This window comes from Leptospira limi (assembly GCF_026151395.1).
Lineage (GTDB): Bacteria > Spirochaetota > Leptospiria > Leptospirales > Leptospiraceae > Leptospira_A > Leptospira_A limi.
Genome location: NZ_JAMQPV010000001.1, coordinates 2584893 through 2599081 on the forward strand (window position 1 = coordinate 2584893; position 14189 = coordinate 2599081).

Annotated in this window: 19 protein-coding genes and 1 pseudogene; 3 read left to right on the plus strand and 17 right to left on the minus strand. The window is 36.9% G+C overall.

The genetic code is table 11. The annotated features are described in order from the left end of the window. Positions 1-3 precede the first annotated feature (3 nt). The 15 genes from ND812_RS11955 to ND812_RS12025 form a co-directional block, all read right to left on the minus strand. Positions 4-423: a hypothetical protein gene (locus ND812_RS11955; protein ID WP_265375642.1), complete on the minus strand. Its 420-nt coding sequence runs from the start codon at positions 421-423 to the stop codon at positions 4-6. After that, entirely contained in the window at positions 424-1716 is a 1293-nt protein-coding gene (locus tag ND812_RS11960) for a hypothetical protein (protein WP_265375643.1), read from the minus strand. A gap of 3 nt (positions 1717-1719) precedes the next feature. Beyond that, positions 1720-2382: a hypothetical protein gene (locus ND812_RS11965; RefSeq protein WP_100729140.1), complete on the minus strand. Its 663-nt coding sequence runs from the start codon at positions 2380-2382 to the stop codon at positions 1720-1722. A 2-nt stretch (positions 2383-2384) separates the two neighbouring features. Further along, the gene (locus ND812_RS11970; protein ID WP_100766332.1) at positions 2385-2834 is read right to left on the minus strand and encodes a hypothetical protein; all 450 of its coding nucleotides are present in this window, start codon (positions 2832-2834) and stop codon (positions 2385-2387) included. 69 nt (positions 2835-2903) lie between these two features. After that, positions 2904-3593, minus strand: coding sequence for a hypothetical protein (locus ND812_RS11975; protein ID WP_100766333.1), 690 nt, complete (start codon positions 3591-3593; stop codon positions 2904-2906). A gap of 34 nt (positions 3594-3627) precedes the next feature. Beyond that, positions 3628-4167 carry a hypothetical protein gene (locus ND812_RS11980; RefSeq protein ID WP_100766334.1) on the minus strand — a complete coding sequence of 180 codons (540 nt, stop codon included), beginning with the start codon at positions 4165-4167 and terminating at the stop codon, positions 3628-3630. 230 nt (positions 4168-4397) lie between these two features. Next, positions 4398-5492 carry a hypothetical protein gene (locus ND812_RS11985; protein WP_265375644.1) on the minus strand — a complete coding sequence of 365 codons (1095 nt, stop codon included), beginning with the start codon at positions 5490-5492 and terminating at the stop codon, positions 4398-4400. 120 nt (positions 5493-5612) lie between these two features. After that, positions 5613-6155, minus strand: coding sequence for a hypothetical protein (locus ND812_RS11990; RefSeq protein WP_265375645.1), 543 nt, complete (start codon positions 6153-6155; stop codon positions 5613-5615). 34 nt (positions 6156-6189) lie between these two features. After that, on the minus strand, positions 6190-6357 hold the full coding sequence (locus ND812_RS11995) for a hypothetical protein (RefSeq protein ID WP_165780934.1): 168 nt from the start codon (positions 6355-6357) through the stop codon (positions 6190-6192). Continuing rightward, positions 6354-6674, minus strand: a complete 321-nt coding sequence (locus ND812_RS12000) for a hypothetical protein (protein ID WP_100728697.1) — start codon at positions 6672-6674, stop codon at positions 6354-6356. The genes ND812_RS11995 and ND812_RS12000 overlap by 4 nt, the downstream gene beginning before the upstream one ends. Beyond that, complete coding sequence (locus ND812_RS12005; protein WP_100766337.1) at positions 6671-6904, minus strand: hypothetical protein; 234 nt, start codon at positions 6902-6904, stop codon at positions 6671-6673. The genes ND812_RS12000 and ND812_RS12005 overlap by 4 nt, the downstream gene beginning before the upstream one ends. Then, a complete protein-coding gene (locus ND812_RS12010) occupies positions 6882-7361 on the minus strand; it encodes a hypothetical protein (protein WP_265375646.1) in 480 nt (159 codons plus the stop codon). The genes ND812_RS12005 and ND812_RS12010 overlap by 23 nt, the downstream gene beginning before the upstream one ends. Further along, the gene (locus ND812_RS12015) at positions 7358-7861 is read right to left on the minus strand and encodes a hypothetical protein (RefSeq protein ID WP_265375647.1); all 504 of its coding nucleotides are present in this window, start codon (positions 7859-7861) and stop codon (positions 7358-7360) included. The genes ND812_RS12010 and ND812_RS12015 overlap by 4 nt, the downstream gene beginning before the upstream one ends. 310 nt (positions 7862-8171) lie before the next feature. Next, the gene (locus ND812_RS12020) at positions 8172-9686 is read right to left on the minus strand and encodes a VapE domain-containing protein (protein ID WP_265375648.1); all 1515 of its coding nucleotides are present in this window, start codon (positions 9684-9686) and stop codon (positions 8172-8174) included. Between the two features lie 171 nt (positions 9687-9857). Next, a complete protein-coding gene (locus tag ND812_RS12025) occupies positions 9858-10697 on the minus strand; it encodes a tyrosine-type recombinase/integrase (RefSeq protein WP_265375649.1) in 840 nt (279 codons plus the stop codon). Between the two features lie 98 nt (positions 10698-10795). On the opposite strand from ND812_RS12025, the pseudogene ND812_RS12030 reads away from it, so the two are divergent. After that, positions 10796-11698 (plus strand): annotated as a pseudogene (locus tag ND812_RS12030) (APC family permease); the annotation flags it as partial. A 32-nt stretch (positions 11699-11730) separates the two neighbouring features. Here the strand turns inward: ND812_RS12030 and ND812_RS12035 are convergent. Continuing rightward, the gene (locus tag ND812_RS12035) at positions 11731-12303 is read right to left on the minus strand and encodes a methyltransferase domain-containing protein (RefSeq protein ID WP_265375651.1); all 573 of its coding nucleotides are present in this window, start codon (positions 12301-12303) and stop codon (positions 11731-11733) included. A 79-nt stretch (positions 12304-12382) separates the two neighbouring features. On the opposite strand from ND812_RS12035, the gene ND812_RS12040 reads away from it, so the two are divergent. Together ND812_RS12040 and ND812_RS12045 are read left to right on the plus strand one after the other, a co-directional pair. Then, positions 12383-12604 carry a hypothetical protein gene (locus tag ND812_RS12040; protein WP_100728036.1) on the plus strand — a complete coding sequence of 74 codons (222 nt, stop codon included), beginning with the start codon at positions 12383-12385 and terminating at the stop codon, positions 12602-12604. 27 nt (positions 12605-12631) lie between these two features. Continuing rightward, positions 12632-13738: an NAD(P)-binding protein gene (locus tag ND812_RS12045; protein WP_265375652.1), complete on the plus strand. Its 1107-nt coding sequence runs from the start codon at positions 12632-12634 to the stop codon at positions 13736-13738. On the opposite strand, the gene ND812_RS12050 is transcribed toward ND812_RS12045, so the two are convergent. Continuing rightward, positions 13733-14170, minus strand: coding sequence for a DUF1499 domain-containing protein (locus tag ND812_RS12050; RefSeq protein WP_265375653.1), 438 nt, complete (start codon positions 14168-14170; stop codon positions 13733-13735). The genes ND812_RS12045 and ND812_RS12050 overlap by 6 nt on opposite strands. Positions 14171-14189: the final 19 nt, after the last annotated feature.

The following is a 14189-nucleotide window of genomic DNA, read 5'->3' on the forward strand; positions in this document are numbered from 1 at the left end:
CATTTATCCGTAAACTGGAGTTCCCACTAAATTTCTTTTTGTCCCGGCAGTTACATCTAATTGAAGACTGTTCCATTCTGTTAGGGATTTATATCCGACATCCCCAGAAGCAATCCATGGAATCGGTTGAGGTCGATATTCTCTTGCATAAGCTGGATCTGGACTTACGGCCATCCATGGCCATGGAGTATAATCAATTTGTCCAGTTCTCCATTCTCCATTAACTAAGCATTGGCATTGATATGTTCCCCAAGAATAGATCCATTCGAAACAGATTAAATTTCCCCATCCATCTCGAATCCAATGTTTATCATACTCTGCGATAACTTCTACCCAAGCCCAAGGCTGTGCTCCTTGATATTCATAAGAAACATTTGCATAACCAAGCAGAGTTTGGGTTACAGACATAAGGCTTGCTAACATTTAAGTCCAACCTTTCTTCCAAGATCCAAGATAGTTTGTTCCATCAAAATACATGGTTAAGATGGAAACTTTATTTGCTCCAAGGTCTGGACTTTCACCAGTTGGTATTTTTACATTTGAAGGAAGTGTTATCGTTCTTCCTCCTGTTTCATCTTGTGTGAAAACGATTAGATAAACGTTTCCTTCATATCCACCATTTAGAGATGAGATAGTAAGATTCCCGATTAATTTTACTTTTACAGTGCGATTACCATTGAAAATGGTACCGAATGGAATTGAACCATATAGTTCTCCGAATTCGAAGACTTCATTATTCCAAACTCTCTTTTCGGAATCAGAAACGAATCGTTTGTAAATAGATTCTTCAATTTCGGAAGCAGGAATATTTCCGTTATTTCGCTTACTATCTAGTTGTGTTTGTAATCCAGTGATGTTGGCAATTGTATGGCTATGAGGATCGGGAGGGAATGTTGTAGGTTTATCAATAATATTAATCCAAGACTGGATAATGTCCATTGATTCCATTTCGGATAGTTTAATCCATGTTGATGAAGCAATTTCAAATAGATAAAAAGCTCCTCCTGTTGATACAGTGGGATCTCCTGTTGCATCCTTTACGTAAACGGGAAGGTTTCCTATTGGTGTTAAAGCATTTCTTTGTACAATAGTATTAACGATTTGTAATGCTGGATCGAATACTGGAACCTGAGAAGCTGGAATTTTTCCAGAAGCATCCAAAGAAGCAACTCCATTTGAAACACCTTTTTGAGATAAAGGTATTTTTGAATTTATCTCCAAAGTTAAATCAGGAAAGTCCGAAGGCTCGTGTGAATGTATAGCAGGTGGAAATACGCTAGGTTTTAACTGTATATCTTCCCATTTAGGTTTATTTTGTACGATGCGAGGTCTTACCGGATTTGCATTGGAAATTATAATTCCCGTCGCACTATCTGAATCTAAACCATTGATCTTTTCTCCAAGTGCATTGGAAAAAAATTGCATTTGTTGTTTGTATCCATCAATTTGATCGGTTGAAATAAGTTCAAAGAATTCCCATAGATATTTCCTATGACCATTTCTTGAATCTTGAGAAGGTGCTTCACCATGAGCAAGTCTATCGAACCTTTCTGTTAATTCATTAAACTGATCTAAGATTGAATCTCTTAAATCATCTAAATCAGAAATTTCGGCAAATTCAACATATTCATTTTCCCAATCAGTTGCATATATGTTTGCAAAAATTTCTCCACCAACTGGCCAATCCAACCAAGCGGAATAGATACCTTTAGACATTCTCTATTCCTCCTCATCTTCATCAGATAGAGAAATGATTGAGAAATTGATACGTCCACTCATCGCAACTCTAGTACGTTGGCATTTAGCAGTATAAGGAAAGAAATAAAGGAAATTCTTTCCATTGGGATTTTTAATTGGAATATCTCCGGGGACTGGATAAGGAGTTCCATTCAAGAGAAATGTATCAACTAACGTATTGCCAATTAATAACTTAGAAGCTGAAGCAAAATCATACTGAGGATTAGAAAAATTTTCCTCATCAATATATTCTTCATATTCTAAAATGTCTTCGTAACAGACAATTGTTGGCATTCTAGAAATCTTATCTGCAACACTTAATTCAGGGAATGGAGTGTTTGCAGGGATATTGTTTTCTGGTGCAAAAATTCCTGATCCATAATCAACTAACTTATTAAATCCGTCATTTAGAACTTCTTCCAAATTATCAGCTAACACAAGAGCAAGAGTTACCGGATTCGAAAGTGCTTGAGTTGATCTAAAGAAATAACTCTGAACAAGTGCGTTTCGAATCACTAACTTCTTCTCTTTTTCAATATCTATTTTTCCGATACTGAAAGTCTCTGTATAAATCGGAGGAGGTAATTCCGAAGAAGATCGATAGTCTTGCGTAAATGAAAATGGATGGGAAATTCGACGTTCCATTATTATTTCTGAACCACTTCCTTCGAGTCGTCCAATTCTTCCATAAGAAGTGCTACCATTACACTTCGTTCAGGAACTGCAATAGCCCAAGTCTTTAAATGAATTTCAATTGAAAGATTCTTTGGAATCAAAATTCCATCACCAGGAAATGGGAAAATTTGAAATGCAGGCGTTGAAAGGTTTGGAGAAATCTTAGATCCTAAAACTGCCAATGCAAGGTCTCCAGAAATCGGAGGATTGTTTTTTGTTTTAGAAGTTTTGAATTCTATACAAACATCATCAATCTCACCTTTGTATCTTAATACAACACCAATAACTCGCCCGTCTTTGTTTGTATTGTTTTCGATAGTCATAGCCTTCGTATAACTGTCACCATTAACAGGATTGACTGCTTTGTTCATTCCAGCTAACAATGTATAGTCATGGCCTTTGTAATTTACTTTAGTATTCATTTTTCGCGTACCGTTTAAAAGACCGGCTTCTCGCCGGTCTTAAAATTGAATTAGTTTCTTTAGAAACGTTTATTTTGGAAATTCCACACCTAGGGCAGTAACAACCAAAAGGTGATTGTTTAACGGTGCATCAACTCCAGTTCCTTGCGATGGCAACCAAGCCTCAAAAACAAATGAATCGTTATTTGAGAATTCCACTGGAAGATAAAGAACTCTTAATCCAGAGTTTCTTTCTTCAATGTTTCCGGTTTGAGTATGGACAACAGCCACAGATTCATGACCGTTTGTAATTCCATCACCAATCTTAAACGGTTTCAATACTCTTGGAAGCGGGTCAATGATCGACTTGAAAGATCCTTCTCTTAGAACGGTTTTGTTCTTTGTTATTTTAAATCGAATCAAGTTGATTAGTTTGTTCGCTGCATCTAAAACATTGTAGGTACCATCACCTGCGAGATTTAAAGCTGCAAAGTCTGGCCCGTGAAGTTCAGCTTGGAAACCTACAAGTTTCCCTTTTTGGGATTCGATAGGATTTTTTCCACCAAGGCCATAATGTGCTAAATGACCATAGTTTGCTCGGTCTTCATTTCCGGAAAAGAAACCAAATGATTTATCCCCTGTTGCTAATTTTGCAACTGATTGAAGCTCAATTGGGATTCCGCCCTTTTGCATAAGAAGAGAAATTTCAGATTGAACAGTTTTTCTCGCATTTGGATTTTTATTAACACGTGCTTGTGTCGGTTGTTGTTGTGTTTGCATTTTTCGCTTACCTATTTTCGCTTTTTGAAATCATTTACACAAGGTCGAAGACCGATTCAGCACCGGAGACTTCTTCTTCTTCCTCGAATTCATCGTTACCAAATTCATAAACTGGTTCTGATTCACCAACTTGCGAACTTTCACTTGGAGCAAGATATTGAATCTTTCCTTCACTGAATGCTTGTTGAATTCTTCGATCAACTTCCGCATTGATTTGGTTTTCAGCTTCTTCTCCAGATACTTCGATGTATTCATCGGTTTCACCGGCTAACGCACTTACAACACCAGCAGGAAGGGCATTTTGAACCGTTGGAATTCTAGTTGCCAAATGAAGCGTAGCGGATGCAGAACCAGCAACGATACCGACCCGGACTAGTTTGTCCTTAATCTTGTCTTGTAATTTGATTGCTCCCACTGTTATACCAGCGGACACAATTACAGCTCCGGTTTCAGGAGATTCTTTCATGATTTGCTTTGAATACTCCATAGTTGAAAGGAATCGGTTCAAAGCATAACCAACAAAGGCAGCTCCACCAAGTTTAGCTCCTGACATGATGTTTTGTTTAAAACTCATATTAAGCCGCCTTTACTCTGGACGCTGCACTTCGAATTTGGTTGATAAGTGCTTTCTTCTTTTTCAAAGGCTCTGTTTTTGCCTTTACCTTTGCTTCCCAAGCCTTAATACGCTCGCCGTATCGCTTCCAAGTTTCAATGGAAGCTGATTCCTTTGGAGCCTTCGGCTTTTTTGGAAGTTTTCTTTTTTTTCGTTTTGTTGATCCGAACATTTTTCGCTTACCTACTTACTTATTTTTTAAATAAAAATAATCCACCGAGTACAACACCAACTAACAAGATGGTGTTTTTGCTATCACTATCAACCTTATGGGTAATTTCAGAATCTAAGATTCCTCGTGAAGTTGAACTACCGCTTGCATAAGCCGCACTTGAAGTTGGCTTTGCTATTTTAATACTTGCCGCTTTTGTGGGAGTGGCCTTTTTGATTTTCACAGGCTTGTTAGTTTGAGAGAGTGCTTTAAGGATTGCATCCGTTGCCTTTTGCTTTGATACTTTTTTCTTTGCACTCTTTGCAGCTTGGTTTTGTTGAATGGTCGAAGCTGCACTCATCGCCATTGGAATAAATTGTGCAAATCCAAGTTCGCCACTCATTTCTTCTTCCTCTTCTTCATAATATTGATCACTTTCTTCCTCTGAATATTCTTCAGTTGGAATTTCTTCTTCGTATTCTTCCTCGACTTCTTCTTCCTCTGGTTCCTCTTCAGGCATTCCAGAGTCAGGACTAAGAAGGCTTCCAGCACCTTGAGCTACTTGTGATAGAATATCACCCGCACCTTTTGCAAGTTGACCTACACCCTTAGAAATTCCTTTGCCGACATCAGAAAGATGCTTTGTATATGCTTTTCCAGCTTGAGAAATACCTTTCCCAACACTACTGACACCTTTAGAGATGCCTTTACCGACTTTGCTAAATCCTTTAGTTAAGCCGCTTGTTTTGATTTTGGGAGCTTTGAATTTTACTTTTGGAAGTTTACCGAGTTTCATTTTCGGCATTTTAGGAAGACTAAAACCTTTGAAACCTTTGAAGCTAAATCCTTCTAAGGTTTCATATTCATGTACGTTTCCTTCATCGTCTCCAAAGACAAGGACAGCGTCTCCGTTTTCATCTTCGAAACCATAGACAAGATATCCTGTATCTTCATCCTCACCTAAGAGAAGATATTCTTCTCCATCGTCTCCAGAAAGGAAGACAGGTTCGTTTGAAAACAAAGGTGAATCAATTTCTTCTCCATGAAGAATTGAATCATAACTTACTAAAATATTTTTGACCGATTGAGGGGGAGCTTCGTCCCCCTCTAATCGAATTGATTCTACTTGTGACATTTTCGCTTAACAGAATCACTTTATAAAATGAAAAACTGTAAACAGAAAAAAGATTAAAACCTTAACAAGTATTAAACCAATACAACCTAATACTAATTAATGATATATATTTAAAGTGAATCAATGTTTTTTAACTGGATGGTTTTCCTCATAAAAAACTCTTTTGAACTGTGGAATATATAAAGTTTTACCAAAATTGTTCCAAGGATAAGTACAATCATAAGGAGTCCATTGGCTTTCTAAATTATTTTCGTCTTTAAATTCAGCATAGATGTGTTTGGGTTTTGCATATCGACCAGTGACAGCTAATCTTGTTTTGAATCTTGTTCCTTTTAAATTGTTTTGAAGTTTAAAGAAACTAAGTGCCAAAATGGATCTATCATCACAATCAAATGGATGATCTGTATTCGCTCGTTCCAATAGAATCTTTGGCCTGCTTACGTGTTCCTTTCTGTCGGGATCTTTTACATACCGAATTGATTTAATATATTCGTAAAACTCACGAATTGATAAATCCTCTAATGGAACGCCGTTGGCTTTGAATAGGAGAAGGTCTTTCCAATACAAACGAGCAAGATCAAAACAATCTGCTACCGTTTGTTTGTATGTAAAAAGTGGTTGTCTAGTTCGAGTGTATTCCCCGACTTTTTCGATTTTTCGCATAATCGATATTTCGGGGTGTAAGGGTGAGTTTAAGTCAAGAGGCTTTTTTTGTTTTTTTCTTTATTGCTTTCCCATCTGGATGTTTTGCCTTAGATAAATCAAAAGTATCCTTGTTCTTTTCAACATCGGAAAGGATCTTTTTTATCTTTTTATCCTCAGCTTTCGTCGGGGTTACAATGTTAAATGCAACTTTTGTTTTCATAAATCTTCCCTGGATCGAATAGCGTCCGTTTCATCTTTGCTTAGTTTATACTCCCAAGCAGTAATGACAAAAAAATGTTTTTGTTTCTTTGTCATCTTCTGATTTCTAAAAATCACTTTTAAGGAGCGATTGGAAGTCATTCCCACAGCCTCAAAGCTACCATCTTTTCTTTTTATCGCCAAGTATTTTTCTAGTGAAAAAAACTCATAAAGTTCCAAGTCAGTAACTCCGTGGTCTGCTACGTGGGTATTTCCGAGTTCGACATCGTAGTATATGTCGAGAATAAATTCGTCTTTATGCAAACGAATCACATTCATTGAAAGAGGCCTTGGTCTTCCATCGCTTTTTTCAAGGCAATTTCCTTTTGCTTTTTGAGTTTTGTTTTTTTGTCTTTAATGTAGTTGAGGTTATCGATTGCGGTTTCAAGATCACCTTCCAGTACCTGAATTTCTAAATCAATCTTCTCTATTTCCCTTTTCCAAATCGGTACAAGATTTTTTGAGTCCATATATGCCGACTTAGGATCAACCGCTTTTAGAGCTACCATCTTGGGCTTCTCCCTTAGTTTCATTTGATTCCAGAGTTTTAGAATCTGTTCCATTCTCTCCTTGGTTGGATTCTCCTTGAGAAGCTGTAATGTCGCTAGAAACCAGATTAGATTCAATGCTCGATTTAGGTTCCTTCGTTTCATCGTTTAGATTCTCCCTAATTGATTCGTACATCGAAATTCCGAGAGTTGGATCATAACCTCTTAACTTCATTTCCTCTTTAAAAGATTCTTCGTCGATAATTGCATCGACATCTAAATCAATTGTGAAACCAAAAGTGTGACACCATTCTAACCAAACCATAGTTTGGAGAATACGGATTGCATCCCATTGACTAATAGGATCTTCGTTTGGTTCCTTTGCGTTCTGTAAGGCTATTAAGAAGGAATCCAAATTTGAATTCAATCTGACCCCTTTCTTTGAAAATTCCTTTGCTAGTTTTGTGTAATCTTTCATCTTATTACCTCCGATGAATCTTCTTTATTCTTTGAATAAATGCTTCCTCTGGTGACGAATTCACCGTTCATTCTTAGAGTCCTTTGGCACTGTTCGAAACTTCCTCTTTCAACAACATGCTCATGAATGAAGGCTTCAAATTGTTCTTCACCATCGATAAATTGATTTAACTTTTCTAAACGAACGGGTGGCCTCATTTCCTTCTCCATTGATTTAATATTGTCGGCTTTGAGTTCTGATAAAATTGCAGAGAGGGTTTTTATTTCTTTTATATGTATATACTTATCATGTTCTAGCTGATTCAAAATTTTAGTTCGAAGATTTTCAGTTTTAGGATTGTAACGAGAAAGTTCAAACTCAGATTTTACTAAGTTTATATGCACTAATCGAGATTTCAATTTTTGAATTCTGGCTTCAATTGGACTCAACTTCATACTCTCTTCACCCAGTAATCCAAGACATCGATGACAACCATCGTAACGAAAAGAAAGAAGATCCAAACATATAGATCCCAACCCTTAACCTCACCAAAGATAAGATTAAAAAAAATGAAGGTGAGAGCCAAAGAGGAGATAGGTAATAATAATATTTTCGTTCCTGTTTTCATTGATTCCAATTCCGATTATTATGATTTTAACAAAGTTCCATAGATGACAAGGTTTAGGAGTCTGTTACATGCTTTATTGAAATGATCTTCGCAAAGCAAGCGTCCTTGGTATTCATGCACAGCGAAACTATCACAGAATTGGCAGAAGTCCGGCATATTGATTTTTTGAACTAGGTTTGTATGTCGATCATGGATTTTCATTTTCATTTACCTCCAATACTGTTTTTCGGAAATAATGTCTCTGATGTCTCTTTGTCTCCGACCTTCTTTAGCAAAAATACCCTATGATTTTTGTCGATCTTGGTTCTTGCAAAGTTCATCTTCGATAAACCTCTTCCAATCCATCTAGTATCTAATTTAAAAGTTGGATGCTTTTCGTGAATATAGAGGTAGATATCCGTTGCACTTAACTTCACATGATTTTTATTCTTATCTTCGAATTCTTCAACAGTGATTGGTCTAAAATATTTAAGAATCAACTCGTACTCGTTATTCGAGTATTCGTATTGAAGATTATTTTCTTGAATGGCTTTTTGTTCACTGCTATTCCAGTGGATTTGGTTCCAACGTGTAGCTTTGTATAAATGAAAGACTTGTGCCCAAAATCGTTCTATTGGAATTTTTTGAAACTTGTCGATTTCGATTGGCCTTAACAATGAAAAGATGATGTATCGCCTGTTTCCGGTATCATCCACCAAGAATTCGACCTTATTACAAGCGGCAATAAAACTAGAAATTCGTTTAAAGTGTTGAGCGTTTCTTCCGTAAGCAGCTCGTTCAAAAGAGCCTTTCATTGAAAAGAAGTCTCGAACTTCGGCGGCTTCCTTTTTGTTTGTGATTTTATCTATCTCGTCAAATAGCCAAATCCAAATTTTAGAAGCGGCAACCGATGCGTCTTTACTTTTGAAATCAGTGGGAATCCTTGAGTTGTAGTAAGGTTTAAGCTCTTTTGGAATCAGTCCATTGATGAAAGTACTTTTATACCAACCTTGGTTAGATTGAATTGTTAAACAATGTTCATTGACAAATTCTCCATCACTGAACAGTGAGTAGACTGCACGAATGCACCATTTTTCAAAATAGCTTCTAAAATCTAATTCATTCGAGACTTTTATACATGAGCACACTTTTCCGATCCAATCTGTTTTCTTATCCCATTTCTCTAGATTGTTGAAATAATCTTTGATTGGGTGGTATGTGGGAATTACTGAAGAACTGAGAAGGGAAAGCAAATTGTCTTTAGAGGCATATTTAAACTCTTTTTGTTTTTTAACAAAGATCCATAGATCGTTAAAATCCCTGTCGCTCCATTGAATAAAATTCTTTGAGTTATTTGGCTTATGTTCTAATGATTGAGAAATTTCGTTAAATCGCAAATTTACATTCTTTTTTAAATAGTTTTCTAACTTGTGAACTTCTCCATCAATATCGATCTTTTCTGAAGGCTTTGGTTCTTTCGTAATGTTTACTTTCTCATCAACTATAAGTTCAACTTTTCTCTTTCCAATTGAATTGGCCACCGCTAGGCTTAAGCTATCCATATACTTATTTTCAATATGTTGTTTTGCTGTTAAGGCTCCCGATCCAGCTAAGCCGAACACCACTTTACTTTCATTTAGCCTTACCAATTTCATTTCTTTAAAAAATTTCTGGTAATAGATAGCAGGTATAACTTTCTGCAATTCTTTTTGAATTTGATTTTCTATTTGTTCAGACATAGTGAAATACTTTTGCTTCCTTTAGATCAACTTTGATTTCTTTAAACCATTCCGACAAACAGTCCTTACACATATCGTATTGATACAGTTGAACATTCGAAGCCCCGCATTTTTTGCAGGACTTAGGCTCTTCATTTTCATTCTTTTTAGGTTCATCTTTTTCTATATTTATCATGCGCAAATTTTGTCTAAACGTCTCGTAATAGCTGAACGATCTAAGGAAGAGTGAAGGTATGTTCTTGCAATCACCTCGGCAGTGTTTCCTGCGAACTCAGCAACGGCTCCTATGTCGTTTCCTTCTCGGATCATGTCTGTTATGAAAGTGTGTCGAAACAGGTGCGGGTAAATATCTCTTCCAAGATATTTCTTTCCAATGGCAGAAACGATTCTCCAAATTGCGTGAGGATTGAACTGATCTTTATTTACCGTTTCGAATAGGAAAACATAACCACAAAAGGTTTGTCTGATTTGCTGAAAGAGGGAAATCGGAATAACGATATTCCTTTTCTTCTCATTCTTTCCTATTAGTTTAATTTCGATTAGATTGTTATCTAACGGACGGCAATCCTTTAGTCTTATGCTTACTAAGTCCCCAGCTCTGACACCAGTTGTCCAAAGAAAAAGAGTGATAGCCTTCTGACGTGCGGTTCCAAATTTATTGATCTTTTGAATTTCTGTTAGAGTAATTAAATCAGATTCACTAACACGAGTTCTAGGAACTTTAATTGGGAAGACTTCGTTTAACTCTTTTCGAAATGCGTCGATTACCAAACCTAACTCGGTTCCTACGGTTGCCTTTTTCATTGCTCGAAAAACAGAGTTTTTGTCGTCTCTAAGCGTTGCGGATTTTATTCCTAAATTTTTCCGTTCTTGTAAAAAATTTAAAAATCGTCTTGGTGTCACCGTCTCACCCTTGTTCCATGTAAGGAATTTGGTTACACGGTATTGGTCACGTGTAGTGAGAAGTTGTAAACTATCAGATATTATGTGAGGTTCGATTGATCTTATCATATTTTTTTTGGGGATAAGATCGGAAGGAGATTAAGGGTTTCTAAATTTGATATTTTACGGGAAATGGCCTCTAATGAGACATCATTCGGTCAATGCCTGGCGGGGGGTATTTACTTTTTTTTGCAAAAGTGAACTCTATTTCTATATTATGGAATACGTTTTCTTTCGGGAGTGTAGTTGATTATTTTCCTGCATTTCTTGCCTCTTCAGTTGCTGCCATGTTTTGTTATTATGGGTTTGAAGCATGTGGAGATGTGGCCGAAGAGACACCAAATGCAAGTTCAGCGATTCCTAAGTCCATGCGTATGACAATTTACATTGGTGGTGGTGCTGCCATTTTCATTTGTTTGGCCCTACTTTTAGCACTTCCCAATGTGGAAAAAGCGATCTCGGGAGAAGATTCTGATCCAGTTACCACCACACTCACAACTGCTATGGGAATGACTGGTTATCGGTTGGTTATTGTTGTGGTGATGATTTCCTTTTTATCCTGTTTACTGAGTTTACAAGCAGCGGCGAGTCGATTGTTATTTTCATTTGCACGTGATGGAATGATATTTGGAAGCCAATATTTAAACCATCTATCCAAAAAAGGAAAAGTTCCAACAAAAGCTCTGATCATCACAGGGATAATACCCATCATCATCACAAGCATTGGACACTGGTTACAAGATACGGTCACTACCATCATCAGTTTTGCATCCTGTGGAATTTATGTGGCGTTTCAAATGGTTGTCTTTGGAGCTTTATATGCCAGGTTCAAAGGATGGAAACCACAAGGTTCCTTTACGCTAGGAAAGTATGGTTATGGAATTAACGTAATTGCCTTTGTTTATGGAATCATTGCTGTTTCGAATATGGTATGGCCAAGATCACCAGACGAACCTTGGTTCATTAATTACGGAATGATATTCACATCACTAGTGGTAGTAACAACAGGTTTATTCTACCTTTTTCTAGCGAAACCACATATCCGAAAAAAATACGCAAAATCGATTTAGCAATTTTGAAACGATGGATTTTGGGAAATGGATTATTCTTTTTCCCAAACCATCCAATCTCCGAATTCCAATTCCTTTTGTTTGACAATTTTGTAACCAGGCAAAACACTTCCACCGAATCCATGGTAGGTGATCAGTTTTGTACCTTTTTTGCAATGGCTCAAATGATTCTTTAAAATTTGTAAGTTTTTGATAAAAACCATTGCTGACTTTTCCTTTTTGAAATCAATCGAATGTTCTCCTTTCATTATTTCATACAAAGGATTAAAAACATAATAATGAGAATGTCCGTAAGGAAAATTGACCAAAAAATCAGAATGAGTAAAGGTAACACCTGTTATTTTCAGTTTTTGCCTTAACTTTTCTGAAACATCTACAAGTCCCTTACGATCTTCGACACCATACACAGGGAAACTTCCATTGGCAAACTGGACCAAGTTCAAACAAAATTTTCCAACCCCTGAACCTAAATCCATTACGGAAGACACAGATTGCGTTTTTAGATACTCCCAGGTGAACCGAATGATTTCGATAGGAGTCCACTGGTAGGGAGAAAGGACTTTGTATTCAATTGGTAAAAAAGAATCCCAAATCTCGTCTGTCATCACATCCCCTACATCCTAAGAAAGTACCAATTCAAAAATTGGTTTCTCATTTTTCCAATCCGTGTTACAAGTTTTCCTTATGGATCAAAAAATACAGTATTTAAACCAGATGATTGAAATCATAGACACGAAAGTTTCGATCTTTAAAAAAAATAAAACCAAACTGCCCCAAGCCGCTTACCAAGCGGAGAAACAAGTCCTTACAAGGACAATTCAAGACACAATCCAACTCGCTGAAGAAATCAAACCTGTTCCTTTTTCCCTCATCAATGATTTGAAAACGTTGATCAAACAATTATAATCATAACCGTATTCCGTCTAATCCTACGTGAGCGAATCTGATTTAAAATCATCAAATACCCCCATCGTTGTGGGTTCTGGAATCACTGGTGCATCCATCATGATGATGAAACCGGAAATTCGGTTATTTGACAAAGCAAGAAATGCTGGAGGAAGGGTTACCACAAAAGAATTACAAGATTTGGGAATTCGATTTGATATAGGAGCTACAATGTTCCGTGACCAAATGGAAGTCAATTGGTTAGGAAAAACTTCATCCTATAATCTCTTTGAAATCTGGAATTCGAACCTTGTCACGGTGGATACAAAACCGATTTATGACAACCACCACCATTATCCAGTGTATGGAATGGAATCAATTGTGAAGGGAATGTTAAAAAACCACCATTCTTCTCAAAGTATGACTTTAAAATCTATCAGCCAAGATAAGGACGATGGATGGAATTGTGATTTTTACTCCAATACAAACAAACGATTGGAACAAGTTTCTTCAAAAGAAGTGATCCTCACCCTCCCTATCCCACAAATCCTTGAAATATTCAAACATTCTGAATCGAATGTCCACCTAGAAAAATGGATTCAATTTTTAGAAACTTATAATGATTACAGAAAAACTCTTGTTAGTTTATTTCATTGGAAAAACTGGAAACCAGGTTTGGAAACATTCGGACTGAACCAAAATTCCAAATACCCAGTGAATACCGTTTTGGAACGAGGTAAAGACTGGGAATACCAAAGTTGGGAATTTATCAAATACCCAATTCAAAATGATCAAGGATCCACTTTGCTCGTACAATTTTCGGCGATGTTTTCTGAACAACATTTTGAGTATTGGATGGATCCAGATAAAAAACCAACTCCCTTTTATGAAGAAATGTTAACGTCCAGCTTAAAGGAAAAATGGCAGGCACCAAATCCCGATGGAATTTGGAACCACCGCTGGAAGTTTGCACAGGCTCAGATGCCACTCCTAGGTCGTGAAGGTCCTTTACAACTTGATTCAGAGGAATTCTTAGAATGGAAATCCCTCTGTAAAGAAACTGGTATCACTGTGTTAGGCGATTGGCTATTTGGATCCAAGATTGAAAGGATCATTGGAGGAGTTTTTTTCCTCATCCATAACGGTATCTTATGATTCGACTTTTCCTAAAATTTCCCGAAACGAATTCACTCTCCTTCTGTTGGCAAAAATATCCCAAAGGCCAAGGAGTGACTGAGACCTAACCTGGACTTCGTTTTTGTCGTTTGGAAAGTAAACTTCCACTCGGTCCGGAAACCGAAACACTTTGGTAAAAAAGATGATTCGAATGTATTCCCCTTCTTTCTCTTCACTGATGTAGATATTTTCTGATTCGCGAAAAAATTTCGAAATTCGTTTGTATGCCTCTTCCCTAGAGGTTGAATACACAATAGGATCCACTTTGTGAACAAAATTGTATTTCATACTTTGCGACGAAACACAGTTAGGTGAAGGAGGGCAACCTCGAAGTTCACCTTCTTCTACACCTGAAAAGGGACTAAGAACACTCATACAACAAATGAAAAATAGGCCTAAAGCTGCTTCCATACTTCCATCTCTTAAAGTT

What these genes read in the sequence shown, in the direction of transcription:
- ND812_RS11955 (WP_265375642.1), bottom strand. Translation starts at nt 423, where the DNA reads ATGTTAGCAAGCCTTATGTCTGTAACCCAAACTCTGCTTGGTTATGCA.
- ND812_RS11960 (WP_265375643.1), bottom strand. Translation starts at nt 1,716, where the DNA reads ATGTCTAAAGGTATCTATTCCGCTTGGTTGGATTGGCCAGTTGGTGGA.
- ND812_RS11965 (WP_100729140.1), bottom strand. Translation starts at nt 2,382, where the DNA reads ATGGAACGTCGAATTTCCCATCCATTTTCATTTACGCAAGACTATCGA.
- ND812_RS11970 (WP_100766332.1), bottom strand. Translation starts at nt 2,834, where the DNA reads ATGAATACTAAAGTAAATTACAAAGGCCATGACTATACATTGTTAGCT.
- ND812_RS11975 (WP_100766333.1), bottom strand. Translation starts at nt 3,593, where the DNA reads ATGCAAACACAACAACAACCGACACAAGCACGTGTTAATAAAAATCCA.
- ND812_RS11980 (WP_100766334.1), bottom strand. Translation starts at nt 4,167, where the DNA reads ATGAGTTTTAAACAAAACATCATGTCAGGAGCTAAACTTGGTGGAGCT.
- ND812_RS11985 (WP_265375644.1), bottom strand. Translation starts at nt 5,492, where the DNA reads ATGTCACAAGTAGAATCAATTCGATTAGAGGGGGACGAAGCTCCCCCT.
- ND812_RS11990 (WP_265375645.1), bottom strand. Translation starts at nt 6,155, where the DNA reads ATGCGAAAAATCGAAAAAGTCGGGGAATACACTCGAACTAGACAACCA.
- ND812_RS11995 (WP_165780934.1), bottom strand. Translation starts at nt 6,357, where the DNA reads ATGAAAACAAAAGTTGCATTTAACATTGTAACCCCGACGAAAGCTGAG.
- ND812_RS12000 (WP_100728697.1), bottom strand. Translation starts at nt 6,674, where the DNA reads ATGAATGTGATTCGTTTGCATAAAGACGAATTTATTCTCGACATATAC.
- ND812_RS12005 (WP_100766337.1), bottom strand. Translation starts at nt 6,904, where the DNA reads ATGGTAGCTCTAAAAGCGGTTGATCCTAAGTCGGCATATATGGACTCA.
- ND812_RS12010 (WP_265375646.1), bottom strand. Translation starts at nt 7,361, where the DNA reads ATGAAAGATTACACAAAACTAGCAAAGGAATTTTCAAAGAAAGGGGTC.
- ND812_RS12020 (WP_265375648.1), bottom strand. Translation starts at nt 9,686, where the DNA reads ATGTCTGAACAAATAGAAAATCAAATTCAAAAAGAATTGCAGAAAGTT.
- ND812_RS12025 (WP_265375649.1), bottom strand. Translation starts at nt 10,697, where the DNA reads ATGATAAGATCAATCGAACCTCACATAATATCTGATAGTTTACAACTT.
- ND812_RS12035 (WP_265375651.1), bottom strand. Translation starts at nt 12,303, where the DNA reads ATGACAGACGAGATTTGGGATTCTTTTTTACCAATTGAATACAAAGTC.
- ND812_RS12040 (WP_100728036.1), top strand. Translation starts at nt 12,383, where the DNA reads ATGGATCAAAAAATACAGTATTTAAACCAGATGATTGAAATCATAGAC.
- ND812_RS12050 (WP_265375653.1), bottom strand. Translation starts at nt 14,170, where the DNA reads ATGGAAGCAGCTTTAGGCCTATTTTTCATTTGTTGTATGAGTGTTCTT.